At 68.7% G+C, this 22420-nt stretch carries 21 protein-coding genes and 2 pseudogenes; 11 read left to right on the forward strand and 12 right to left on the reverse strand.

Annotation, left to right across the window (positions count from 1 at the left end; translation table 11 throughout):
- Nucleotides 1-108: 108 nt before the first annotated feature.
- Nucleotides 109-1023 (reverse strand): helix-turn-helix domain-containing protein, encoded by a 915-nt coding sequence (locus tag ACIBK0_RS29195; RefSeq protein ID WP_399086356.1) that lies wholly within the window; start codon nucleotides 1021-1023, stop codon nucleotides 109-111.
- A gap of 64 nt (nucleotides 1024-1087) precedes the next feature.
- On the opposite strand from ACIBK0_RS29195, the gene ACIBK0_RS29200 reads away from it, so the two are divergent.
- On the forward strand, nucleotides 1088-1891 hold the full coding sequence (locus ACIBK0_RS29200; protein ID WP_399086360.1) for a phytanoyl-CoA dioxygenase family protein: 804 nt from the start codon (nucleotides 1088-1090) through the stop codon (nucleotides 1889-1891).
- 220 nt (nucleotides 1892-2111) lie between these two features.
- Here ACIBK0_RS29200 and ACIBK0_RS29205 read toward each other — a convergent pair whose 3' ends face one another.
- Complete coding sequence (locus tag ACIBK0_RS29205) at nucleotides 2112-3023, reverse strand: alpha/beta fold hydrolase (protein WP_399086363.1); 912 nt, start codon at nucleotides 3021-3023, stop codon at nucleotides 2112-2114.
- Nucleotides 3024-3795: 772 nt separating this feature from the next.
- Here ACIBK0_RS29205 and ACIBK0_RS29210 point away from each other — a divergent pair.
- Nucleotides 3796-3966 (forward strand): hypothetical protein, encoded by a 171-nt coding sequence (locus ACIBK0_RS29210; protein ID WP_399086366.1) that lies wholly within the window; start codon nucleotides 3796-3798, stop codon nucleotides 3964-3966.
- 142 nt (nucleotides 3967-4108) lie between these two features.
- Here the strand turns inward: ACIBK0_RS29210 and ACIBK0_RS29215 are convergent, their stop codons facing one another.
- The 3 genes from ACIBK0_RS29215 to ACIBK0_RS29225 all read right to left on the reverse strand — a co-directional run bounded on the left by ACIBK0_RS29215 (nucleotide 4109) and on the right by ACIBK0_RS29225 (nucleotide 7464).
- Nucleotides 4109-4528 carry a roadblock/LC7 domain-containing protein gene (locus ACIBK0_RS29215; protein WP_399086370.1) on the reverse strand — a complete coding sequence of 140 codons (420 nt, stop codon included), beginning with the start codon at nucleotides 4526-4528 and terminating at the stop codon, nucleotides 4109-4111.
- Nucleotides 4525-6531, reverse strand: coding sequence for a nitrate- and nitrite sensing domain-containing protein (locus ACIBK0_RS29220; protein WP_399086373.1), 2007 nt, complete (start codon nucleotides 6529-6531; stop codon nucleotides 4525-4527). The genes ACIBK0_RS29215 and ACIBK0_RS29220 overlap by 4 nt, the downstream gene beginning before the upstream one ends.
- A 453-nt stretch (nucleotides 6532-6984) precedes the next feature.
- The gene (locus ACIBK0_RS29225; RefSeq protein WP_399086376.1) at nucleotides 6985-7464 is read right to left on the reverse strand and encodes a hypothetical protein; all 480 of its coding nucleotides are present in this window, start codon (nucleotides 7462-7464) and stop codon (nucleotides 6985-6987) included.
- Nucleotides 7465-7608: 144 nt separating this feature from the next.
- Between ACIBK0_RS29225 and ACIBK0_RS29230 the strand changes: the two are divergent.
- Nucleotides 7609-7972 (forward strand): annotated as a pseudogene (locus tag ACIBK0_RS29230) (SRPBCC domain-containing protein); the annotation flags it as partial.
- A 33-nt stretch (nucleotides 7973-8005) separates the two neighbouring features.
- Here the strand turns inward: ACIBK0_RS29230 and ACIBK0_RS29235 are convergent.
- The 3 genes from ACIBK0_RS29235 to ACIBK0_RS29245 all read right to left on the reverse strand — a co-directional run bounded on the left by ACIBK0_RS29235 (nucleotide 8006) and on the right by ACIBK0_RS29245 (nucleotide 9490).
- Entirely contained in the window at nucleotides 8006-8080 is a 75-nt protein-coding gene (locus tag ACIBK0_RS29235) for a 50S ribosomal protein bL37 (protein ID WP_099504217.1), read from the reverse strand.
- Nucleotides 8081-8530: 450 nt separating this feature from the next.
- Nucleotides 8531-9100, reverse strand: coding sequence for an HAD domain-containing protein (locus ACIBK0_RS29240; RefSeq protein ID WP_399086379.1), 570 nt, complete (start codon nucleotides 9098-9100; stop codon nucleotides 8531-8533).
- Between the two features lie 156 nt (nucleotides 9101-9256).
- Nucleotides 9257-9490, reverse strand: a complete 234-nt coding sequence (locus tag ACIBK0_RS29245) for a hypothetical protein (protein ID WP_399086382.1) — start codon at nucleotides 9488-9490, stop codon at nucleotides 9257-9259.
- Nucleotides 9491-9873: 383 nt separating this feature from the next.
- On the opposite strand from ACIBK0_RS29245, the gene ACIBK0_RS29250 reads away from it, so the two are divergent.
- Nucleotides 9874-12546 (forward strand): SpoIIE family protein phosphatase, encoded by a 2673-nt coding sequence (locus ACIBK0_RS29250; protein WP_399086385.1) that lies wholly within the window; start codon nucleotides 9874-9876, stop codon nucleotides 12544-12546.
- Between the two features lie 414 nt (nucleotides 12547-12960).
- Here ACIBK0_RS29250 and ACIBK0_RS29255 read toward each other — a convergent pair whose 3' ends face one another.
- The gene (locus tag ACIBK0_RS29255) at nucleotides 12961-13701 is read right to left on the reverse strand and encodes a hypothetical protein (RefSeq protein WP_399086388.1); all 741 of its coding nucleotides are present in this window, start codon (nucleotides 13699-13701) and stop codon (nucleotides 12961-12963) included.
- 65 nt (nucleotides 13702-13766) lie between these two features.
- A pseudogene (locus tag ACIBK0_RS29260) lies at nucleotides 13767-13854 on the reverse strand (IS5/IS1182 family transposase); the annotation flags it as partial.
- 651 nt (nucleotides 13855-14505) lie between these two features.
- Between ACIBK0_RS29260 and ACIBK0_RS29265 the strand changes: the two are divergent.
- From ACIBK0_RS29265 to ACIBK0_RS29290, 6 genes are all read left to right on the forward strand, one after another.
- A complete protein-coding gene (locus ACIBK0_RS29265) occupies nucleotides 14506-15153 on the forward strand; it encodes a tetratricopeptide repeat protein (protein ID WP_399086391.1) in 648 nt (215 codons plus the stop codon).
- Between the two features lie 366 nt (nucleotides 15154-15519).
- Nucleotides 15520-16176 carry a maleylpyruvate isomerase N-terminal domain-containing protein gene (locus ACIBK0_RS29270; protein ID WP_399086394.1) on the forward strand — a complete coding sequence of 219 codons (657 nt, stop codon included), beginning with the start codon at nucleotides 15520-15522 and terminating at the stop codon, nucleotides 16174-16176.
- A 1458-nt stretch (nucleotides 16177-17634) separates the two neighbouring features.
- On the forward strand, nucleotides 17635-17955 hold the full coding sequence (locus ACIBK0_RS29275) for a GYD domain-containing protein (protein ID WP_399086397.1): 321 nt from the start codon (nucleotides 17635-17637) through the stop codon (nucleotides 17953-17955).
- 8 nt (nucleotides 17956-17963) lie between these two features.
- Nucleotides 17964-18359 carry a hypothetical protein gene (locus ACIBK0_RS29280; protein WP_399086400.1) on the forward strand — a complete coding sequence of 132 codons (396 nt, stop codon included), beginning with the start codon at nucleotides 17964-17966 and terminating at the stop codon, nucleotides 18357-18359.
- A 198-nt stretch (nucleotides 18360-18557) separates the two neighbouring features.
- Nucleotides 18558-18746, forward strand: coding sequence for a hypothetical protein (locus ACIBK0_RS29285; protein ID WP_399086403.1), 189 nt, complete (start codon nucleotides 18558-18560; stop codon nucleotides 18744-18746).
- Nucleotides 18747-19018: 272 nt separating this feature from the next.
- The gene (locus tag ACIBK0_RS29290) at nucleotides 19019-20689 is read left to right on the forward strand and encodes a glycosyltransferase family 39 protein (RefSeq protein WP_399086406.1); all 1671 of its coding nucleotides are present in this window, start codon (nucleotides 19019-19021) and stop codon (nucleotides 20687-20689) included.
- Here the strand turns inward: ACIBK0_RS29290 and ACIBK0_RS29295 are convergent.
- On the reverse strand, nucleotides 20667-21206 hold the full coding sequence (locus ACIBK0_RS29295; RefSeq protein WP_399086409.1) for a flavoprotein: 540 nt from the start codon (nucleotides 21204-21206) through the stop codon (nucleotides 20667-20669). The two genes, ACIBK0_RS29290 and ACIBK0_RS29295, sit on opposite strands and share 23 nt — an antisense overlap.
- 46 nt (nucleotides 21207-21252) lie before the next feature.
- Entirely contained in the window at nucleotides 21253-21711 is a 459-nt protein-coding gene (locus tag ACIBK0_RS29300; protein WP_399086412.1) for a nuclear transport factor 2 family protein, read from the reverse strand.
- Nucleotides 21712-21836: 125 nt separating this feature from the next.
- On the opposite strand from ACIBK0_RS29300, the gene ACIBK0_RS29305 reads away from it, so the two are divergent.
- Nucleotides 21837-22415 carry a TetR/AcrR family transcriptional regulator gene (locus tag ACIBK0_RS29305; protein ID WP_399086415.1) on the forward strand — a complete coding sequence of 193 codons (579 nt, stop codon included), beginning with the start codon at nucleotides 21837-21839 and terminating at the stop codon, nucleotides 22413-22415.
- The last annotated feature ends 5 nt before the right edge of the window (nucleotides 22416-22420 follow it).

The following is a 22420-nucleotide window of genomic DNA, read 5'->3' on the forward strand; positions in this document are numbered from 1 at the left end:
GCGGACGAACTCCCACTCGGCATCCGACAGTTCATGACGACGTATCACCCGACCATGATCCACCACCCAAGATCATTTGACGACAGACCCTAGGGCCGGTCGTTTGGATCAGGCCCCAGCGGTTCCGCTCCGGTAGGCGCCCGGGGGTGTGCCGTAGCGCTGGCGGAAGACCCGGTTGAAGTGGAAGGCGCTGGTGAAGCCGGAGGCCGCGGCCACCCGCTCCACCGAGAGCTCGGTGGCCTCCAGAAGCCGGGCCGCGTGCAGCAGCCGGGCGTCGCGCAGGGCGCGCATCGGGGAGCGGCCGAGCTGCTCGCTGAAGAGGTGGGCGAAACGTGACGGCGACAGGGCGACGGCCCCGGCCAGCGACCGTACGGTGTGCGGCGCGCTCGGGTCGGCCGCGATCAGCGACTCGGCCCGCCGGATGCGCGCGTCGAGATCGGGGTGGCGCCGCTCCGCCCGGGCGGTGGTGAGCAGGACGATTTCCTCCAGGGAACAGAGGGTCAGCTCACGGGCGGCGGTGCCGTGCGCGACGGCGACCTCGCCGTCGGCGGGCTCCGCCGCCGGCGGCGGGCCGTCTCCCGTCCAGCGGGCGTCGGCGAGCATCCGGTGGAAGGCGGCCTCGATCCGGTCCTCGCCGCGCCGGGTACGTCCGTGGCCGGGCGCCGGACCGACTGAGTACAGCCCGTCATCGAGGGCGTACGGCCGCAGCCACCCCGACCAGGCCGCCCTGGCCTGGCAGTGCACCCACCAGAACGCCCAGTGCCCGGCGCCGGGTTCGACGGCGTACCGGTGCGCCACGCCGGGACCGAGGACCACCAGATCGCCGGCTCCGGCCACCACCTGCGACGCTCCCTGTGCGAGCCGCCCGCGTCCGCCCGTCGTCCAGATGAACAACCAGCTGTCCGCCCCGCGCGGCCGGTTGACGGCGTATCCCGGCCCCTGGTCGAAGCATCCGATGGTCACCAGGCCGGGCGGCGGGGACGGAGCAGCAGCCGTGGACAACGCGTCAGCACGCACAGACATCCTCCCGACGGGCACACCCACCTAGCGTGAAGCATCTGCGACACCGATGAGAAGGGACGGCCCGATGACAGTCATGGACATGGGCGGGCTTCGGCAGTTCGAGGAGAGCGGCTTCGCGGTGGTGCGCGGGCTGTTCGCCCGGGCCGAAATCGACGCCCTGTGCGCGGAGTTCACCGCGCTGCAAGCCGCCGGGCCGATCCCCGGGCATTTCGAACCCCGCGCCACGGAGACCGAGGGCCCGGCCGATCCGCTGCACGCCCATCCCCGCGTCCTGCATCCGCACCGCATCAACGCCTTGTCCCTGCGCTGCCTCCTCGATCCGAGGCTGCGGAGCATCCTGGAGAACCTGCTCGGCGAGGAACCCCTCGCCGCGCAGAGCATGTTCTATTTCAAGCCACCCGGTGCCCGTGGCCAGGCGCTGCACCAGGACAACTTCTATCTGCGCGTCGAACCGGGTACCTGTGTGGCCGCTTGGATCGCCTGCGACGCGATCGACCGGGAGAACGGCGGTCTGGAAGTCGTACCGGGCACCCACCGCATGGACCTGTTCTGCCCGGAGGAGGCGGACGCGGCGCTGTCCTTCGCGCGCGAGTACGTTCCGCCGCCGCCCGGCCTCACCGCCGTCCCCGTCGACATGGCACCGGGTGACGTCCTCTTCTTCAACGGCAGCCTCGTACACGGCTCCGGCCCCAACCGCAGCCCCGACCGCTTCCGCCGCTCCTTCATCGGCCACTACGTCGGCCGCTCCACCGAGCGCATCGGCGGCTTCTACCGGACGCTGACGATGAGCGGGGATCCCGTCGCCCTGCCCGCGAGCGAGGGCGCGGGGCCGTGCGGCACGGAGTTCTCGGCGAGTACTCCTCACTGACCCCGCGCGGTCGGCGGCGGGGCGCACGCGGTCGCCGTACCGTCGGCGAGTCCGATCAGGCCGAGCGGCGCGGCCCGTTGGCGTAGGGGGCTCCGTCTCCCCCCGCCGCGAGCTCGTCCACCGGGCGGGCCGTCAGGGCCGGTTCACGGTCCCGGCCGACGATCCCCGCGTCACCAACCGGCGACCCTGCGTCACCAACCGGCGAACCACCGACCGGGCGCTACCCGGCGAACCCGGGAATCGCCTGGGAGGTGAAGCCGAGGATCGCGTCGGCGACCGCCCTGGGGTTCTCCAGGAGCATCGCGTGGGTGCCGTCGATCTCGGCGACCGTCACCTCGGTGCGCTCGTCGGCGAGTTGAGCCAGATCTCGGGCCAGGCCCTTGGCGTAGGCCGCCATCAGTTCGTCGAACCAGTCCATGCCCGGGATTGACGGTACGGTCCGCAGCGCGCGCCCCAGCAGCAGCGGTACGGGCACCTGGTGGAAGAGCGCGAAGAGATCGAGCGAGTGGATCGCGTCCAGCATCTCCAGTGCGTGTACGCGCTCCGGCCCCAACTCCAGCCGCCCATCCGGTCTTTCGCGCATCGAACGCAGGACGCCCGCTTCCAACAGCTCGTAGGGGATGCCCAGTTGCTCGGACATCGCACGTTGCTGGGCGAGCACCGCCTTCAGCGCCCCGGCGGGAAGCGGCTCGCCCGACACCGTGGCCGCCAGCTTCTGCACCTCGGCGAGCCGCTCTTCGACGTATGCCGGCTCCAGGCCCACGTACTGGTCGAGGCGGCCCCATGCGTATCCGTCGAGATTCACCGCGCCGGGCGTGACCTCCGGATGCTCCAGTGCGTGAAGCACCCCGATCATCCCGCCGAGGGAGTGTCCGACGGGCAGCGCGCCGAGGATTCCGTGCTCCTCCAGGACAGCCTCGATGTCACCGAGCACATGGGGGAAGTCCCAGATGCCCGACGGCGACAGACCGTGTCCGCGGAGGTCCACGGCGAGTACCCGGTGGTGGGGTACGAGCAGCGGGGCGACAGCCGCCCAGTCGGCGAGGGTGCGTCCAGCGCCGTGGAGCAGGAGCAGGGGCGGGCCGTCGCCCCCGTGGTCCTGGACGGCCAGTGCGATGCGGTCTCCGATCATGTCCTGACGATAGAGCTCGGTTCCGGGTTACCTGAGGAGCTCGAACGGGGGCAGGGGTCCGCCGGGGAACTGCTGCAGCCGTCCGATGCCAGGAGGCCGAGGTCGACGGCCGCCCAGCACACCGGGGCGGCCCGCCGTGCGACGCGCTCGTCGGCGCCGCCGTGGGCCCCGAGCCACGGTCCATGAAGGAGGCGGCCGGCCACGGTTGCGAAAGGCGGGCCCGTGACGCGGGCGTGCTCACACGCTTTGATCCTGCGTGCCGTGGCGCGACCCGGCGCGCAGAGGTTCGAAGCCCGAGCCCGGCGCGACCCCGAGGGGTGTCGAACTCCCGCCGCTGCACGTCGGCTTCGACCACCAGGTCGGCGGCGCCTATCCCCCGCCCCCCGGTGTGCGAATCGACAGCCGCGGCGCGACCACCGTCGTCGTCTACTTCGTCCGGCAGCAGGCGTTCCGGATGTTCACGGCAGCGAGATCCAGGAGGGGAAGCACGGCCGCACGCGCGTCCTCGCCCGGGGCCGGCGGTGCCGCCCGCGCGTCGTCGTCCGGGGCCGGGGTGCCGCGACGCCGAACGCCGCTTCCACAACCACGCCATGGACCCTGCTCGCCGAGGCCGCCGACCCCGACGCCTGACAGCACCGGCAGCCGACAGCGCCGTCCCCTGACCTCCACGACCGGCGTCGCCATCGCGGCAGTGTCGCAGCGGAAGCCGAGGGGGCACCGCCCCTGATCCGCTCCATCAACCGCTTTGTACAGTGCATGGCGAGGGGGCGACATGGTTGATCAGAACCGGGACGATGACACCGAGTATCACCGGGCCATGGGCCGGGCTTGGCTCATGGTGGCGGTCACCTCGTGCTGCTCGTTGTTGGCTGTCGCTTTCGTTGTCCTCGCTGTCTTCGGCGTGGGCGTCTTCATGGCTCTCGCGGACGCTCTCAGCGGATAGCCCGCTGCGGACAGCACCCTGGCGAAAGGGCCACGCCCCTGCGCTCGGAGCACACATATGGCACACACGCGGTGCGTGCGGACAGTGGGAATCTGGCGAGGATGCCCGGTCCTGAGGCGCCGGCGGCCGGGGCGCGCCGCAACTATCCCGCGGCCAGGGGAGCGGAGTTGAGTTCGCGTACCAACTGCGGGGTGAGCAGTTCGCCGGCACGGTCGGCGAGGACAGCCATTTCGTAGCCGACCAGGCCGACGTCGCACCCGGCGGCGGCGAGGACCCCGAGGCAGCTGCCGTCGCGGATGCGACCGACCATGAGGAAGCCCCCGAGCATTTCGATCATGACGAGCTTCATGCCGCGGAAGCCGTGCGCCGTCGCCGCGTTCTGGGCGAGGCTGGTGATGCCGGAGACGACGGCGGCTAGGTGATCGGCGCGATCTCGGCCGAGGCTGTCCGAGGCGGCCATGAGCAGGCCGTCGGAGGAGACGGCGACGGCATCGGTGACGCCGTCGGCGGTGCGTACGAACTCCGAGATGAGCCAGCCGAAATTCTGGACAGCGGTGGTCACGATGACGCTCCTTGTGTGCTTTGGGCCTCGGCACGGGCGACACCTGCTCGGAAGCCGTTGAGCAGGGAGGAGACAGCGGGCCTGACGGGCGGGAGTGAGGTGGCGGGGCCCTCCGCGGGGGCGAGCAGACGCCCGGGGAGGGCGAGGAGTGCGGACAGGCCGCCGCCGGTGGTGTCGAAGAGGTGGACTTGGGCGCCTTCACCGAGGCGGTGGGCGAGTCGGCCGACGACGAGGTGGCCGAGGAACCGGGTGGGCGCCGTGAGGAGGGCTTCCTCGCCTGCGTCGGAGAGGCGGGCGTTGGCACGTTCCTTGTCGGCTTCGGACATGCCGACGCCGTGGTCGACGACAGCGAAGCAGTACGTGTCGTCCTCGGTGTCGTACCAGCCATGCACCTCGACCGGTTCGTTCGGTGGCGAGAAAGTCAGCCCGTTCTCGATGAGTTCGGCAAGGAGGTGGGCAACATCGGCGACGGCGTGCCCGCGCACCCGCACCGGCTCCACGGTCGCGATCAGGACCCGCCGGTAGTGCTCCACCTCGGCGACGGCGGACTGGACGACTTCCAGGCCGCCGGCGGGTGCTGCCGTCGGCCGTGGCGGATTCTGCCCGGCCAGGACCAGAAGGCTTTCGGCGTTGCGTCGCATACGGGTGGCGAGGTGGTCGAGCTCGAAGAGTTCGGCGAGGGCGTCCGGGTCGAGTTCCTGACGTTCCAGGCGGGTGATGAGGCTGAGCTGACGACGTACGAGGTTCTGGTTGCGGCGGCCGAGATTGGCGAGCGATTCAGTGGTGTTACGGCGCAGCCCGGCCTGCTGGGCGGCCAGGTGGAGGGCGGTGTGTTCCACCTGGTGCAGGGACGCTGCGACCTCGGCGATCTCCGCCGCGCCGCCCAGTAGCCGTGCATCGGGGTGGTCCGGTGCGTCCGCCGGCGGACGGGGCTCAACATGGTCCTGCGGGGACTGCTGGATACGGGCGACGGTTGCGGGCAGCCGGTGCCGTGCCACGTCGTGGGCGGTCTCGGCGAGCGCGCCGAGCGGGCGCGTGAGGGAACGAGAGGCAAAAGCGGCGAGGGCCGCGACGAGGGCGGCCATGAGCGCTCCCGCGACGAGATAGGCGGCAAGACCGATCTCGGCATCGTGGCTGAGCAGGTCGGCCCGGTCCCTTGCGTCGTCACCGACCGACTGCTGCACGGCATACAGGTCGTCGACGAGTACGGTCATCGCATCCCACCAGGCACCGGCGTCGGCGCGCAGCGCGGAGCCGTCAGCGGCGTCTTCCGCCCGGTTCTCGTAGGCGATGGCGCGTTCGGCGTCCTCGGTACCGAAGGCGTTCTTAACGGCCGCGCGCTGAGGTGGAGTGGCGATCTGCCGGAAACGGGCGAGGGCGGCCACGCGCGTGGCACGTACCTCGGTGAAGGTGAGGTACTCACGGCCGTGAAAGCCGCCTTTGGCGAATACGCCGTTGAGGAGGCCGCGTTCGAGAGCGACTGACTCCTTGGCCGCGGCCAGTTCCCGCAACGCCGCCAGCCCGTCGCGCAGTTGACGGTCGGCGCCGGTCGCGGTCTCCGCTACCGGGTCGACGGCGTTGAGGGCATCGACGGCCGTGGTGTAGAAGGTCAGGGTCGCGGCCCGCTTCGCAGTGTCCGTGTCGGCGCCCGGCTGCGGAGGGCGGCTGCCCTTGTCGGCGGCGGAACGGATGTCGGCAAGGCGCTGCAAGTGCCGCTGGATGACGTCCTCGACAGCGCTTTCGGGGCGCATGGCGCGCAGCGCTGTGTCAACGCGCTTGCGAGTGGCTGCGAGCGGTGAGCGGAACTCCTCCTCACCTCCCAACAGACCATTGGTCAGGCCGCGTTCGCGTTGCAGCTGGTGCACCAAGGCCTGGATTCGCAGGCTGAGGCCAACCTCCGAACGGGTCGTCCGGGCGTCGCCGAGGGCCTCCGCGCGGCCGTACACGGCGAGACCGGCCACCGCCAGCAGCAGGCAGATCGGGACCGTGATGACCACCGCCACACGGCCCCTGATACTGCGCCAGCCAGGCATCGGCCGACGGCCCGTGGACGCTCGGCCTCCACTGCGGCGGCGCCCTGAACGCCCCTTGCCTAAACCGCTCTTGCCGATCGCGCCGAGCCTGCCGAGCACCGACCGTACTCGCGTCCACACCCTCATGGTCACGAAGCTAGTCCGACCGCCGTAGCTGCCGGTTACCTACCTGTTAGGCCGCGTGGGAGATTCAGTTGCGCCGCCCTCACACCGCGGGCCAGGAGACTGTGACCGCGGATGACAAGACGGGCGGTCGACATCAGAAGCAGGTGGTGTCAGGCACCGCCCGCTGTCCCGTGGACGAGGGGCTGTCACCGCCCGCTGCCCAGCGGACCAGGGACCGTGGTCGGTGTACGGCGTAGCCCCGCGGTCACGGCGTCGGTGCCGTCCTTGACGGCCCCGTTCGACGGGGGTTGATGACGATCACTCGATCCCGAGGGGCCCGATGCCCAGGTCCTCACGCATGACGCGACGCATCTGCGCCATGGCCGTGCGCCGCTGCGCTATCAGGGGCGTTTCCTCGGCGGAGCCGACAGCCACCCCCCGGGCGTAGGCGTCGCGTATCGCGCGCAGTCTGTGAAACGCGTCGTTGCCCGCGGCAACGACCTGTGGCGGCCCCACGAGCCAGAGGCGCTCACTTGCTGTATAGATGCCAGTCCCGCGGACGGCTTCCCGCACGGCCGCGTCACGCGCCGACCCGGACATGTGATCGCCCAAGGCGACGGCCCGCATCTCTTCTCCCGCGGTTTTGAGGGCGGAAACGAACTCGGTGTACACCTCGCGCCGTACTTCCAGCGCGTGCCTGACCTCCTCCCGCCGCCACCGGTTGCGATCGGCGACCAGAGTGGCTGTGATACCGATAACGGCACCGGCCAGTGTGGAAAGCAAGGGCATCCAGTCCATGTGTTGCAGCTTGTCTGAACCAATGCGCCGACACCAGTGGTTCTCGCGGCACACTCGGATCTGACGGAGTGGCGGCCGGTCTGAATCGCGCAGAGCACCCGAACGCTGTGTTGACTCCAGGTACTCGACCCAGGTCTCTCGGCACGGACGCTTCCGAATACGGACGCGATCACGAAATGGCGAGTACCGAAAGGCATGAGCAGCCACCTGCACGAGCTCGATGCCCGCGAGGGTGGGGAGTTCGCGTCTCGCTCAGTTACAACGCGACAGTTGGCACTGGCAATTCGGCCCCACATACCGACACGTACATGGCCGCTTCGTGAAGCTCGTGCCGGACGAGCAGGCGGTCGAAGCGTTCGAGTTCGAGACTGCCGATCCCGCGCTTTGCGGCACGCTGACGACCACACTTACTGATACGGACGGCGGCACCGATGTCCTCGTTGCACACAAGGGGATTCCCGATGGCGTGCCTGCTGCCGACAATGAGACGGGGACGCGCATGGGACTTCAATGGGCCCCTCGGCCGTCTGCTCGGATGGCCTCAGGCGTTGGGACGCTTGCCGTGATTGGCCTTCTTCTTCTTACGGCCGCGTCGCTTGTTCCCTCGCTTAGCCATGACGCACATCTCCCTAATTCGGCACTTTCTACGCCTTCGTCAGTCTAGATTCGGGCTGCGGTGTCCGCATCAGCGGTGCCGCGGGCACAGCGCCCGTATACCAGCGCTCCGCCGCCCCGGAGCAATCACTGGCCTCGGTCGAATGCGCGTCGAAGCCGCCCGGACCGATCGATCACGGCGCTGACAACCGCAGGCCAGAGGCCGTGCAGAGCCCGGAACCATCAGGCGCCTTCCGGGCCCCTGACCACTCACTGCGTCATGATCTGTAGATGGATGAGCCGGGGCTTCTCTTCGCACGAGCGCTGCGAGCGGCGACCACGTACGTCAACGGCCCGATGAGCCGTCGGTAGTGACGGCAACGCTGACGGCAGCCAGGACGGATGGCGGCGGCAGCGACAGTCGATCGCGGCGCGGTACGAACCTGTCAGACCCAAGCACCAGGCCCTGCCCTCATCCTCTGGACACCTCTTCCCGAGGCGAGTAGACACCTGTTTCCGAGGCGAGGCTCGGCACGGTAGTTCGGAGCCAATCGGTAAGCACGGAGAAGTCGCCCTCGGTGAGGCCCTCGGTCGGGTCGACACGGTGAAGCAGCGAAGATCCCTGGTGCTGCGCAGCGACCCAGAGTCGATCCATACCGCTGATCTCGTCGTCGACCCAGATGAACGGGCGGTGGCCGGCCCACTCTACGAGGGGGCGGGTCTTCCAGTGCAGGCCGTTCGGGCCGTCGTTGGTGGAGGCTTCGGGCCACTGCACTACAGGCAGCCTGGGCAGCCCGACCCGTGGGGCGACGGACTCGTTGGCCTCATCCATCCATGTCGAGGCCCACACCAGGTCGCACCCAAGCGCCATCAGACGCGGCCCAACGGCATGGTCGAGCCGCCCAAGCAAAGGGTTCCCCTGATCAGGGAACACTTCGGAGCCGAAGGCGGGAGTCTGAAGCCGACTGGGCGACGGCCCAAACGGGATCAGGGGTCCGTCGACGTCGAGGAAGAGAACGGGGCGCTCCACCGGGTGGGTCACAGCGGCACGATAACCCTGCGCGGTGGAGATCTGACACTGCCCGTTCCCTGCACGGGAATCATGGGGAGAAGCCGGCGTTCGCCGAGGTCGGTTCAGCCGCAGCTCAGCGACCATCCGCAGCCTCACTCTTCGAAGGTCGCCAAGCCGCCCGTGCTGTCAGCCCGCCACGACGGTCAGCAGCCCCACTATCACCAACCCGACCCCCACAAACCCGAACTGCAGTCTCATGCGTTCAAGGCTCTTCCAGGACGTCCCCCATCGGGTCCTGGAGTGCGGCGAAAACATCACGTCTGCCCAGTCCCATACCCACACATCCACGCCGCGGTAGCCGCAGGCCACCACGGTGAAAGCGGTGCCCACGATCAGTGCGAGCACTCCACGAAGAACCACGCCGATTCCCTCCCCCGCCCCACGACCAGCGTCGTCATCGCGGCATTCTCGCAGGGGACGCCGAGGGTGCCCGCACCTGATTTGCTCCGTCGACCGCCCTCGCCGGTCGGCACCCCGTGGAAAACTCCTCGATGCGCCCCTGGGCGACTTCTGGTTCGAGGTCGCCGGCCATCCCCTGGCCAAGGTTCACCGCACGCCACCTGCTCACCCACCGCACCGACTGCACGGGGACGGGGATCCGGCTGCTCAGCGGGGCCGACGGGAACATGCGGCAGGACTCGCGCTCACCATGCGTACACAGCCAGGTACGCTCCGAACCTGCAGTGACGCCGCGTGCCGCCCAGGGGGTGATGCTGAACAAATCTGCGGTGTTACATGGTCATATGCACCAGCTGATCGGACGCGTGCGGTCCTGGTCCGGGCATGGGCTACGCACCTTCGCGGGCCAGGTCTTCCTCCTGCAGGCCATTGTGGTCCTGATCCTTGTGGCGGCGGCGGTCGCCGCCCTGCTGCTGCAGTCCCGGGCCGACGCCGAGCGCGAGGCCCGCAACCGCTCACTGGCCGTTGCCTCGGCCGTCGCCGCCTCCCCCACTGTCCGACAGGCGTTGTCCAGCGCGAATCCGACCGCCGTGCTTCAGCCGCAGGCCGAAGAAACTCGCCGACGCTCCGCCGTGGACTTCGTCGTGGTGATGAGTACCACGGGCATCCGCTACACCCATCCGAACGCCGCGCAGATCGGCCGGCACTACATCGGCAGCATCGCGGGAGCGCAGCACGGCGGGATTGTCACCGAAACGACTGCGGGGACGCTGGGCCCCTCGGTCCGGACCGTCGTTCCCGTCACCGGTGACAACGGAAAGGTCATCGGTCTCGTCGCCGCGGGCATCACGGTCAAGCGGGTGAGCGTGGCAGCCGACCGACAAGTACCGCTCGTCCTGGCGGCGACCGGGGTGGTGCTTTCGGCGGCCACCGCGGGAACCGCACTGATCAGCAGGCGCCTGCGCCGTCAGACACACGGCCTCGGCCCGGAGCAGATGACGCGCATGTACGAGCACCACGACGCTGTTCTGCATTCGGTACGGGAAGGCGTTCTCATTGTCGATTCCCAGGGTCGTCTGCTCCTGGCCAATGACGAAGCACGGCGACTACTGCGGCTGAGTGCCGATGGGGATGACCAGCCCCTCACGGATCTGGGACTCGAGTCGAAAGCCGAGCAGCTTCTCCTGTCGGGCAGGCCAACCACGGATGAGGTGATCGAGGTCGGCGACCGGATCTTGGCCGTCAGCCAACGCACCATGGTGCAGCAGCCCGGACCGGGAGGTTGGGTCGCCACGCTGCGCGACACAACCGAACTCAGCGCGCTGATGGGCCGAGTGGAAGTGGTCCAGGAACGGCTCAAGCTGCTGTACGACGCCGGTATACGCATCGGGACCACCCTCGACGTGACCCACACGGCCCAGGACCTGGCGGAGTTCGCCGTGCCCAGGTTCGCCGACTACGTCACTGTCGACCTGGCCGATGCCGTGCTGCGCGGCGAGGAACTGAACCAACTGGTCGCAACGGGACTACGTCGTGTCGCATTGCACGGCATACGCAAGGATGCGCCGCTCTACTCGCCCGGTGAGCTCATCCATTTCGACACGTCCACACCACAGGCTTCCGGCTTCGCTTCCGGGCAGATGGTGCTGGAGGCCGACCTGGCAGCCTTCTCCGGCTGGCAGGCACAGGAACCCGACCGAGCTCGCAAACTGGTGGCACACGGCATCCACTCCATGATCGCTGCTCCGCTACGAGCCCGCGGAGTGGTTCTCGGCGTGGCGACGTTCTGGCGTTCGAAGGAGCCGACACCCTTTACTCAGGAAGACCTCTCGGTCGCAGAAGAGCTGGTCGCCCGCGCGGCGGTGAGCATTGACAACGCCCGTCGCTTCACCCGGGAGCACACCACGGCGGTCACGCTGCAGCGCAGCCTTCTGCCGCACGCGCTCCCCGAGCAGAGCGCCGTCGACGTGGCTCACCGCTATCTTCCGGCAGAGGCAGGACTCGGTGGTGTCGGTGGCGACTGGTTCGACGTCATACCCCTCCCGGGAGCCCGCGTCGCCATCGTGGTGGGCGACGTCGTGGGGCACGGACTGCACGCCGCCGCCACCATGGGACAACTGCGCACCGCCATCCACAACTTCTCCACGCTCGACCTGCCACCTGACGAACTGCTGTGGCATCTGGACGAACTTGTCACCCGCATCGACCAGGATCGGGACGACGACAGTGAAACACCGACACTCACGGGCGCCACCTGCCTGTACGCGATCTACGACCCGGTCTCCGGTCTCTGCACCATGGCCAGGGCCGGCCACCTGGAACCCATCATCGTGCGCCCGGACGGCCACGCGGACCTGCCCGGAGTACCAGCGGGCCCGCCGTTGGGACTGGGAGGACTGCCCTACGAAAAGACCGAGATGCCGTTGCCCGAAGGCAGCGCCATCGTCCTCTACACCGACGGGCTGGTCGAAAGCCGGCAGCGTGACATCGATGAAGGCATCGAGCGCCTGCGTCGTACGGTTGCGTACGCCGGACGAACGCCGGACCAGATGTGCCGGGCAGCGATGGATGCCATGCTCCCCGTGGCGCCACGCGACGACGTGGCCCTGATTATCGCCAGCACCCGGCTGCTCGACGGCAATCGCACCGCGTCCTGGGACGTGCCGTCCGACCCCTCGGCGGTTGCCGGCGTGCGTGCTGCCGCCACCCGGCTCCTGGCGGACTGGGGTATGGAAGAGGAAGCGTTCACCCTGGAGTTGATCCTCAGCGAGCTGGTCACCAATGCCATCCGGTACGCAACCGGCCCCATCCGAGTGCGCTTGATCCGCGACCGCAGCCTCATCTGCGAGGTTTCCGATGGCAGCAGCGTCTCTCCGCACCTACGTAGAGCCACCACCATGGACGAAGGCGGCCGGGGCCTCTTCCTGGTAGCCCAGTTCGCCGACCGCTGGGGCACTCGCTACACATCCGGCGGAAAGGTCATATGGACTGAACAGCAGCTCTCCGCGACGCCATGACCGACCGACCCCATGTCGAGCCGCTGACAGCGAAGGGTCGGCAAGGCGGGGCCTTCCGGCAGATCCGGTGCAGTCCTTCGTGTGACAGACCGACCATCGCCCCCTTCTGTCCGACATGATCGACGCGTCCGCGGAGGCAGGGTCACGTGGCGCTCGCCGCGCACCAAAGTAGGGGCACGGAGGAGCACTGCGTCCCGAAGTCCGTAGAACCCGGTGGCCCCTCGCGCAACACGGTTCAACACGACTCGACTTTCACTTGTCCGTCAGGTGCTGCCAAGCCGTGCCGGCCGAGTGATCACGCACCCGATCTGCCACCTACCAGAACGATCCTGACGACACCGGACGAGGACGTACCCGGGCCCCGTCGTCCGGTGGCCCGGGCTGCAGGCAGCCTCAAGTCGCGGCCCTCGGAAATCAGTAGTGACAGAGCAGGTCGACGACGACGGCTTCGGCATGGAGGCCATCGAGATAGCTGTTGGCCTGTTCCCAGTAGCCGTCGCTGTCCGCGTCCGTCCACACACCGTCGAGGGTGACCAGGGCAGCGCCGGGCACGGCGCACTGGACCGACGACTGTCGGGCCATCTCGTGCTCCTGCGCGAAGTACGCGACCGGGTCATTGAGGAGGAACGACATGTCGAAGTGCGGGTCGCCCGAGACGGCCCGCTGTGCCAGGTCCTGCACCAGCGGCTGGACCAGATGCTCTCTCTTGGCGTCTGCCAGGGAGTAGCCACCCGGATCGGACTCGTGGCGGGCGACGAAGTCGGACAGCGGGCGGGCCGCCGGATGCAGCGCGGTCAGTTCCTCCCAGGCGGCGAGCATGGCGTCATGCCTTATGGCCGCTCGCCGCCGCATCGCGTCGAAATCGAGCAGGCCCCGAGGTCCGCCGTAGCACTCCAGCGGCCCGAGGCCATCGAGCTCGGCCTTCCTGCGGGGGACGGTGGAGGCCGTGACGAGCCTGCGGTCGCCGTCGTGCGCGGGCAGGGCGAGGTAGGGGCTCTCCGTATCGGAGTGGATGACCCACCAGTCCCACTGGCCGACCGGGTTCCAGTCGTCGGTGAGGTTGGCGTCGTACGGAGCCATGACGGCCGCTATCGCCTCCGGAAGCTTCCGTGGCTTGGTCGACGGCAGGCACACCGTGACGAAGAACTTGCTCATACGCGGGATCGTAAACCCGAGGTGCTCTCCGCGGCGCAACGCTCCTGACTCGCCCCGGGATCCGCCTTGAGCCGGTTGATCCCGCACTCAACAGCATGGCGTTCGCGGTAGTCGGTCTTGTCGAATTTCGGTGGCCGGGCCACCGCGAGAGCCGAGGTGGTCACCGGCTCCGCCCGCCTGTACAGGGTGCGTTCGGCGGCCGATCTTCATACCGACCGTGCTGGCATCCCCCAGGATCAACGTGACGGACAGCAGGTAGCTGCCGCCGGCCTCGCTTGGGCTCCTGCGTCGCCGACACGGGGTGTCCTGCGAGCTGCACGGCCCCGACGCCCGCATCCCCGACCCGACGGCGGCTACTTTCGGGAACGTGGCTCTCGCCAAGCGTCTGCCTCAGCCCAGAGGCCGCCAAAGCGGCACGACGGCCGACCAGGCACCACGGCCAGTCGTCGCGCACTCCGCATCTGTCGGTGGCGGCAGCCTTCCGGTTGCCCGCCCCAGCCCTCAAACGAGCCCGGCGCCGACAGCACGGCCTGGGGCCCACCCGGTAGCGGTGTTGACGCTCCTTGAATCCGGCCCCCTTTCCACCAGCCGGCAGACGACCGTGCGTCGCCGCAATGGGTCCAGTGCGGGAAGCAGGAGCCTGGACAAGGCCGTCCGGCAGAGGCTGACGGCTCGGGTCGGCGCTCCGGACACTCCCCAAGCTCACGGGCGATGGGGCGCTCGATGGCCGGAAATTCCCGAGTTCCGCCAAGAGCGCGGAGATAGCCTCAGCACTGCGAATCGTCCAACGGGGAGGGGCAGGGCATGCGAGGGCAGGACTGGATCAAGCATGCGGGAGAACTGTTCGAAGCGGCGATGTTCGGCGGGGACACGTCCGCACTGGACCGGTCCGATGACGCGCTGGACGCGATCGAGGCGCCGCTTTCCATGGCGCGGGGCAAAGTACTGCACGTCCGCTTCCTGAACGACCGCGAAGAGAACAGTCAGGAACTGGTGCTGTTCCAGCGCGCGGCCGAGTTGTATCAGCATCTGGGAGACGCGTCCGGCGAGGCGGACGCATTGTTCTGGGTCGGCTGCTGGCACCAGGTCGTGAAGGGCGACGGCGCCACCGGCAGGCCGTACTTCGAGCGGTCGTACGCGCTGGCGAAATCCGTCGACGACCGGATGACGATGTCCTATGCGATACGCCATCTGGGCTTCGCCGACAAGGACGCAGGCCGGTTGGATCAGGCCCGCGAGCGGTTGACCGAATCGGTGACGTTGCGCCGGGAGATCGGCTTCAGGCCCGGGGAAGCGGCCGGCCTGGTGGCGCTGGCCTACCTCTCGGCCGAGACCGGCGACCGAGCGGCGGCGCTCCACCACCTCGACGAGGCCCAGACGGTCGCCGAGGGGTGCGGTGCCAAGGCCGTGTCGGGGTGGATCGAGCATGCCCGCACGCTCATCCGCTCCTAGAGTCTTTCGGATGCCCTGCGGCAACAACGGCTCCAGCCCGCACCACTGACCGTTCGTCAGATCACCACGCCCGACAGCGCGTGATCATCCACGACCAAGATCCACTTTCGCAAAAGGCCCTAGCTGGCGCTGGGAAAGACGCCTCGACCTGCATGACTCCCTCGTCTCCCTCACCTGCGGCCTCATCTGCCGGCGACACCTCACAAGGATCCGATCCTGATCACTCACGAGTTGCTGGGAAAGAAAGGCTTCCATCTGCTCCGGCACACAGAAGCCTCCAGTGCGGTGAGCGCAACTGTCGCCGGGGAGTGGAGCCCGTGATCAAAAGGAGGGCGTGACTCCTTCCGGCCGCGATACGGTCCTGCCATGTCCCGATCAGCCGAGAGTGACCCCTTCCCGTCCCCTGTCACTGCGGACGACCTCGACCTTGCCGTGCAGCTCGCTGTGGCAACTCTTCGCGAGGCACCCCCGGGCGCGTGGGACGGTAAGGCCGGTTCGCTGGAATGGGACTGCTGGGAGACCGTCGAGCACCTCAGCGACGACCTCTTCGCGTACGCCGCACAACTGGGCCCCAGAACACCGCCCTTGGACAGCGAGGTGCCCTTCGTGTGGGAGAGCCGACGACCCGGCGGCCCGGCGAACGTCATTCACGCGGACCGTAAGACTGGGCCCGCCGGCCTGCTGCAGGTGCTGGAGGCCAGCGGCGCACTGCTGGTCGCCATGGTTCGTACGACGCCTCCGCAGACCCGCGCCCACCATGTCTTCGGCACCTCCGATCCCGAGGGCTTCGCCGCGATGGGAATCGTGGAGACCCTGGTGCACACGCACGACCTGGCGCAAGGGCTCGGGCTCGTCTGGAGCCCACCCGCCGATCTGTGCGCGCGAGTACTCGCCCGGCTGTTTCCGGACGCGCCGGAATCCACGGATCCCTGGACCACCCTGCTGTGGACCACCGGTCGCGCCGAACTGCCCGGACGCCCTCGACTCACCACATGGCGCTGGGACGGCACACCCCGAGCCTAGGGCTCAGGTATCTCCGGCGAAAAGGAGTGGTTCTTCGGGCTGGGTGCTCGCCCGTCGGCGCATGGAGTCACTGGGCAAGTCACCGCATGACGGCCTCTTCATGCCCCGGATCCATGGTTCGGATTCGCCTGAAAAGTGCCGGGGAGTGCCCCGCGCTGGTCAACCTCCCATGCCCCGATGATGGCCGTAGGGGGCACCGCTCAGAACGGAATGAACAGGCAGGGAGTCACCGGGAACAGCGGCTGTCAGTGGGGCTCAGCTGCCGCAGGCACCGAAGCCGACATTGCCCAGGACCGGCGCCCGAGTTGCCCCCCTCGCTTCCCAAGCTGATGTTCGCCACCGTGCGCCCCGTTGCACTCCCACTCGATCGGCATGCGCCTTCACCAGCGCCAAGACCCGCGCCACAGTGTGTGGAACCGCGGACTCGACATCAAGCCGAAAGGGAGAATTCCTGTGCCAAGCGGCGACCACATCGTACGTGGGTACTTCGGTCTCGGCGATAACGAGAGCGTCGTTCATGTGACCAGCGATGAAGACTTTCTCCTGCACGTCTGGGCCAGGAACGTCGAAACCTCGCAAGGTGGCGTACAAGTACTGACGCCCCCAAGTCAGTTTCGAGGAAGTGGGTCGACGGGACCACAGGATGGGTTGGTCCTTGACGTCCCTGCACAGACTGGCATGACTCTCGGATGCATTGGGGCAGAGGGCGGCGAGACCATCGATCTCTCCAATGCCTTTGACGCCAGAGTGACTGTATTTCTGACAGTCGTCACAGGACACGGCGCAGCGGTGACGATGACCAGTGAATAAAGGTGCGCACGGTGGTGCGGCGCCGGACCGCTGGTTCGCCACAACCGAACGTTTCCCGCGGGGCGGCGAGCACTCCGCAAGCGGGGCACCCGCCGGATGTCGTGTCGTTTGCGACCCCTCAGGGCTGAGAGGTTGGCCACCCGTGCTTGCGAGATCATTTCGATCTGCCGTTTGACCTCGGCCATCGCGGTTGTCGGCCCGAGCACACGGTCGGCCAGGCCGCAGAGCCCTTGGATCGAGTCGTAGTCGTCAAAAGGAGCACCGTAGGTCGCCACGACTCGCGTCCGTAACGCGGGCCACACAGTGGGACGATGCCTCAGATGCCAGCGAATTGGCGTCGCCGATTTCCAGAGCGTCGCCGACGGTGTCGCTTGAGGCATCGATGCCGGCCTCGAGGAGGTGGTTCGAGGCGGCTCGGGCCACGCTCGCGGCAGCCTCCTGTAGATCTGTCCGCCGCCGTTCGGCTGCCGGTCCATCGATGCCCAACCCAACGGCAGGCAGAGCCACCACCGCCCCTCATAGCTCGTGATCAGCGGAAAGGGGTTCAGCTTCCAACGAGTGAATCCAGTCGTCCGGTGAGTGGCGGCCGGCGTGACAGCGGGAAGGCCCTTCTGCATACCGGACAAGCGATGGGCAGGGAGCGTCCCGATGCCGAAGTTCCTCATCCAGGCCACCTATACGCCCGAGGGCACCAAGGGTCTGCTCAGGGAAGGCGCGAGTGGCCGCCGCACCGCCGTCGAGCAAGTCGTCACCGACCTCGGCGGCCAGGTCGAAGCCATGTACTTCGCCTTCGGGGAGGACGACGTCGTCCTCATCGTCGACTTCCCCGACCCCATCTCCATGGCGGCCGTCAGCCTCACCGTCAAGGCCAGCGGCGCGCTCCACACCCGGGCCACCCCCCTTCTCACCATCGACGACATCGACGAGGCCGCCCGCCGGCAGGTCACCTTCCGCGCCCCCGGCACGTAGACCAAAGGGTGGGTGAAGCGCTGCCGAGCCACATCCACCCCCTGCGCAAGGCACTTGACGTGGCGAGCGCCGGGCCGACCTACGGGCAGTCCCGCGTCTACCTGACCGAGGCACTGGACCTCAGCCGACGCCGCCTCGACCCTGGCGACGAGGCCCGGGCGCTCACCGCGCTGGGGGCCGTCGACCTGAGTGTGGGCGAGGGCGGCCGGGCGATTACCCGTGTCACTGCCGCGATGGCCCTGTCCCGGCGGTTGTTCAACGGCTGGGTCACCTCGATGGCACTTGTCGTCCTCGGCCTGGCTCACCAGTTCGAGGGGCGGAACGAGGAGGCGCTGGTCTGCTTCGCCGGTGCCCAGACCCTGCCGAGACGGAGGGCAGACCGCGTGTACTCGGCAGGACCTTGACCCGCCGACGTCCACCTCCGCCTCGGCCACTACGGTGAGGCCAAGAGCCGATTCCCTCAGGCGGTCGAGCTGGGCGGGCAGGTCGGGGACATCTTCCTCCGCGCGCGCAGCCAGACCCGGCTCGGCACGGCAGAGCGAGGTGAGGGAAACCCGGCCGCGGCCATAGCCCTCCATCACCAGGCCCTCCTCCAACACCAGTTGCTGAACCCGCTCACCGACCCCAGCTACGACTGGCTGGAGGTGGACATCCGCAGCCGCCTGGGCCATGCCTACTTGGCGACGGGCCGCGCCCGCGAGGCGGGTGAGCAGTTCCAGGCCGTGCTCGACGTGCAGAGCGCCCGTGCGCACCGCTCTGACCATGCAATCCCTCAGCGTCATCGGTGGTGAATCCGGGTCCTGCCGGACGTTGGCCTCGCCGTTGTCCGGCGGACGCCGCGGCTCACACGGATCGGGCCTGTGGCGGTGCATACTCTTGGCCTCTCGCCCGAAGGGCGGAGTATCCACGAAGGCAGCCGATGACCACCCTGTCGTGTTTCCGGCCGGATGATCGCGACAGGGCGTCGGATGCGACTCGGCGGATGAACGCGCACCCGAAGCCGGGTGCCACCGGATGAGCAGGCTTGTACGGAGCGGACGTAACAAAGGGCATGCCGACTTTCATGGCCAGCAGGCACGGGGACCGCGTGCCGGTGAGCAGCGTGACGCCGTCGAGGCGGTTCGAGTGGCTTCGGCGGCACCGGCGGTGGGTGTTCGTGGTGACAGTGGTCGCGCTGCTGGCCGAGATGGCGGTCGCGATGGTCACGACGGCCGTCGAGCAGACGCCGACGATCGACGAGCCCGTGTACGTGGGCACGGCGGTGATCTACGTGCAGGAGCACAGTCTGCGCTACAACCCTGAGCATCCACCGCTGGGCAAGCTGATCATCGGGAGCGGGCTGGTGTTCGCCCACCCGCATCTGGACGCCGGCTTCACGGGTGATCAGACGGCACTCGGGCGGCGGCTGCTGTACGAGTCGGGCAACGATCCGGGGCAGGTGATGCTGTGGGCGCGGCTGCCGGTGATCGTGCTGACGCTGCTGTTCGGCCTTGTCGTGCTCGCCTTCGCGCGCGAACTCGTCGGCTCCGTGGGCGGATTGGTGGCGCTCGCCCTGTACACGTTCTCGCCCGACGTCATCGCGCACGGCTCGCTGGCCACGCTGGACGTACCCGCATCCGGTTTCCTCCTGATGTCGGTGTGGCTGCTGTGGCGGGCGCGGCGGCGTCCGCTCCTGTATCTGCCGCTCGCCGGAGCGGCGCTGGGCGCGGCGATGGCCACGAAGATGAGCACCCTGCCGGCCGTTCCGGTGCTGCTGCTCCTGGCAGTGGTGTCCATGTGTCACGGTCGGGATCTCAGCCTGGTCAGGAAGGTTCGGCTGGGCGCGGCGGTTGCGGCCGGCACGGCACTGGTGGCCCTCGCCGTCGTGTGGGCCGCCTATCTCGCCGTGGACCCACGGCTGCGCTGGACGGCGCCCCCGCACCTCCCGGCCGTGCACGGGCTGCGTGGGCTGCTCATCGACTGGCTGCCCTTCCCACAGCCGTACCGGGACGGCATGCGCGTCCAGTTCGGCTTCGAGAACGCGACGTGGGAGGGCTTCCTCTTCGGTCGGCTCTACCACGGGTCGCTCTGGTACTACCTGCCGGCCGCGCTGTTGGTGAAGACGCCGCTGGGCATGATGGCGCTGTGGCTCGCCGGTGCCGTCGCGATGGTGGCCGTCCCCCGGCTGCGAACGGCCGCGCCGTACGTTCTGATCCCCCCGGCCGTGCTGCTGGCCGCGGCGATGCTCGGCTCCCGTGACCTCGGTGTGCGCTACGCCCTGTTCGTACCGGTGTTCCTCGCGGTCGCGGCGGCCGGTGTCGTCGCCTGGCGACGGCGGTGGGCGCGCGTCGCCACGGCGGCCTTGGTCCTGTTCGTCGCCGTGAGCTCGCTGCTCGCCTACCCGTACTACCTGCCGTACTCCAACGAGGCATTCGGCGGCCCTGCGCAGACCCATCTGCGTCTGCACGACTCGAACGTCGACTGGGGACAGGACCTGGGCCGCCTCGCGGACCGGCTGCACCGGCGCTACCCGCACGAGAAGGTCTGGCTCGTCTACAAGGGCGCCGGTGTGCCGTCGTACTACGGCATCCACGCGGCCGATCCGCGCGAGGCGCCGGCGAGCGAGGTGCACGGGCTGGTCGTCGTGTCCGACACCTCGATCGCCAAGGCCGACAACCGGTTGGCGGCGCTGCTCGCCACCAGCACACCTGTGGACGAGGTCGGCCACTCGATCACGATCTACCGTCGGCCTTGAGCAGGTCCAGCACCCGGTCCCAGTGGAACTCCGCGCGGCCGCCGCCCTGTTGCGGCTCTCCGGAGTACGGGTCTGCGAACCGGACGCCCATCGCGCGCAGCCGCTCGACACTCGCGCGGTAGGCGGGGTGGGCCGCCAACGCCTTGTTCACGCACGGCAGTACGGCGATCGGGACGCCCAGGCCGTACGCCTCGCACAGGGTTCCCAGGGCGAGGGTGTCGGATATGCCGGCCGCCCACTTGTTGACGGTGTTGAAGGTGGCCGGTGCGACGGCCACCGCGTCCGGGGCCGGGAAGGGGCGCGGGTCTCCGGGGGACCGCCAGGCGGACCGGATCGGTCGGCCGGTCTGCGCCTCGACGGCCGTCGCGTCGATGAAGCCGAGGCCCTGGGGGGTGGCGATGACGCCGACCTCCCAGTTCCGCTCCTGGGCCGCGGTGATCAGTTCGCTGATGTCCTCGGCGATGCCCGCCGCGCAGACGACGACGTAGAGGAAGGGCTTTTCGGCGTGTTCACTCACCCGGGAACCCTAGTGAACACACGGACTTGTACGGAGTCCGGGGCCGCTACTGAACCGGGAAGGTGTCGCCCCGCTCCGACTCCGGACGCGGGCCGAAGATCCGGCGCTCCTTCTCCTCGATGGGTACGTCGTTGATGCTGGCCTCGCGCCGCGTCATCAGACCGTGCTCGTCGAACTCCCACAGCTCATTGCCGTACGACCGCCACCACTGGCCGTCGGCGTCGTGGCACTCGTACTGGAAGCGGACGGCGATGCGGTTGCCGTCGAAGGCCCAGAGGTTCTTGCGCAGGGCGTACTCGCGCTCGCGTGCCCACTTCGCGGTCAGGAGTTCCACGATCTCGGCACGGCCCGTGGCGAAGGTGTCGCGGTTGCGCCAGACCGAGTCCTCGGAGTAGGCGAGCGAGACCTTGTGGGGATCGCGGGTGTTCCAGGCGTCCTCGGCGGCCTGGACCTTCTGGGCGGCGGTCTCACGGGTGAAGGGCGGCACGGGCGGGCGGTCACTCATGGGGATTCCTTGATCTCGGCGGTCTCGTCGATCCGGGAAGAGGATCCGGGAAGAGAGAGAACGAGCGTTCTCCTCATGACTGCTAATGTAGAGAACGACCGTTCTCACGTCAAGGAGCCGCCCGTATGAACAGCACGGCCGCCCGGGACCAGGCCCTGGCCCTCGCCCGGGAACAGACACTCGACGCCGCGGAGGAGCTGTTCTACGGGCGGGGCATACAGACCGTCGGCATGGACGACATCCGTGGCGCGTCGGGCGTCTCGCTCAAGCGGCTCTACCAACTGTTCCCCGCCAAGGAGCAGCTCGTCGAGGCCTACTTGGAGCGGCGCGACATCCGCTGGCGACAGCGACTGGCCGAGCACGTCGATCAGTGCGAGGAGCCCGAAGAGCGGATCCAGGCCGTCTTCGACTGGCTCCGGCTGTGGTTCACGGAGCCCGACTTCCGCGGGTGCGCCTGGATCAACTCGTACGGGGAGCTCGGCGCCACCTCGCCCCGTGTGACCGCCCAAGTCCGCGCCCACAAAAGGGCGTTCAAGGAATACCTGCGAGGGCTGGTGGCCGACGCCGGGCTCCCCTCCCCCCTCGCGGACCAGCTGTATCTGCTCGCCGAGGGCGCCATGGTGACCGCGGGCATCACGCGGACCACGGAACCCGCCGAGCAAGCGGCACAAGCGGCGCGCGTGCTGGTGGAAGCCCGGCGATAGGGCAA

The sequence above is a fragment of the Streptomyces sp. NPDC050564 genome, from assembly GCF_044457265.1.
Lineage (GTDB): Bacteria > Actinomycetota > Actinomycetes > Streptomycetales > Streptomycetaceae > Streptomyces.